Source organism: Aeromonas sp. 604176, assembly GCF_049170755.1.
Lineage (GTDB): Bacteria > Pseudomonadota > Gammaproteobacteria > Enterobacterales > Aeromonadaceae > Aeromonas > Aeromonas veronii_A.
Genome location: NZ_JAAKNE010000241.1, coordinates 1 through 1,586, shown reverse-complemented (window position 1 = coordinate 1,586; position 1,586 = coordinate 1). Strand labels below are relative to the sequence as shown.

Annotated in this window: 1 protein-coding gene and 1 pseudogene; both read left to right on the top strand. The window is 62.4% G+C overall.

Annotated elements, in window-relative coordinates; translation table 11 throughout:
• The first annotated feature begins 37 nt into the window (after window positions 1–37).
• Window positions 38–1,402 carry a sucrose-specific PTS transporter subunit IIBC gene (locus G5358_RS21020; RefSeq protein ID WP_005359249.1) on the top strand — a complete coding sequence of 455 codons (1,365 nt, stop codon included), beginning with the start codon at window positions 38–40 and terminating at the stop codon, window positions 1,400–1,402.
• Window positions 1,402–1,586 (top strand): annotated as a pseudogene (locus tag G5358_RS21015) (glycosyl hydrolase family 32); the annotation flags it as partial. The gene G5358_RS21020 and the pseudogene G5358_RS21015, both read left to right, overlap by 1 nt.

Genomic DNA, 1,586 nt, shown 5'->3' with positions numbered 1-1,586 from the left:
AGGGCCCGCCAGCGTGGCGGGTCATAAGAGGAAGAATATGAATATCAGTGCGATAGCCAAGGATCTGGTGCCCCTGCTCGGGGGCAAGGAGAACATTGTCAGCGCTGCCCACTGCGCCACCCGGCTGCGGTTGGTGCTGGCCGATGACAGCAAGGTAAACAAGGCCGCCATCGACAAGCTGGAGGGGGTCAAGGGGTGCTTTAGCAACGCGGGCCAAATTCAGGTGATCTTCGGCACCGGTCTGGTCAACAAGGTCTATGCGGAGTTTGTGACGCTGACCGGTACCGGCACCGCCAGCAAGGCGGAGCTGACCGACATGGCGGCGGCCAAGCTCAACGTGGCCCAGCGGTTGGCGCGAACCCTCTCCAACATCTTCGTGCCGATCATTCCGGCCATCGTCGCCTCGGGCTTGCTGATGGGGCTGCTCGGCATGGTGCGCACCTACGGTTGGGTCAATGCCGACAGCGCCCTGTTTGTGATGCTCGACATGTTCAGCTCGGCGGCCTTTATCATACTGCCGATCCTCATCGGCTTTACGGCGGCGCGGGAGTTTGGCGGCAATCCGTATCTCGGGGCGACCCTCGGTGGCATCCTCACCCACCCGGCGCTGACCAACGCCTGGGGCGTGGCCGGTGGCTTCAAGACTATGGACTTCTTCGGGCTGGATGTTGCGATGATCGGCTATCAGGGCACCGTCTTCCCGGTGCTCTTGGCGGTCTGGTTTATGTCCCATCTGGAGAAACAGCTGCGCAAGCGCATTCCGGATGCGCTGGATCTGATCCTCACCCCGTTCCTGACCGTCATCATCACCGGTTTCGTGGCGCTGCTCTTTATCGGCCCGGCGGGTCGGGTATTGGGGGATGGCATCTCGTTCGGTCTGAGTGCCCTCTATGAGCAGGCGGGCTGGCTGGCGGGGCTGGTATTTGGCGGCACTTACTCGCTTATCGTCATCACCGGCATCCACCACAGCTTCCACGCCATCGAGGCGGGGCTGCTGGCTAATCCGCAAATTGGCGTCAACTTCCTGCTGCCCATCTGGGCTATGGCCAACGTGGCGCAGGGCGGGGCTTGCCTCGCGGTCTACTTCAAGACTCGCGACGTGAAGATCAAGGCCATTACCGTGCCGGCTGCCATGTCCTGCCTGCTGGGTATCACGGAAGCGGCCATCTTCGGGGTGAACCTGCGCTACATCAAACCCTTCCTCGCCGGTCTGTTTGGCGGGGCCTGCGGCGGCGCCTACGTGGTGGCGGCCAAGGTGGGGATGACGGCGGTGGGGCTGACCGGTATTCCCGGCATGGCCATCGTCCAGCCCATGAGCCTGATTCATTACATCATCGGGCTGGTGATCGCCTTTGGCGCCGCCTTCGCCGCATCCTACCTGCTCAAGTACAAGGTGGAGTGATGAAGGAAAGCGATCTTCTCAACCAGATTGTCCGGTCGCTGCTGGCCGGACAGCTCAAGGCGGCGGCAGATCCCCATCGGCCCCGCTGGCATCTGGCAGCCCCGGTGGGGCTGCTCAACGATCCCAACGGTTTTATCGAGCATGACGGGCGCTACCACCTCTTCTACCAGTGGAACCCGCTCGG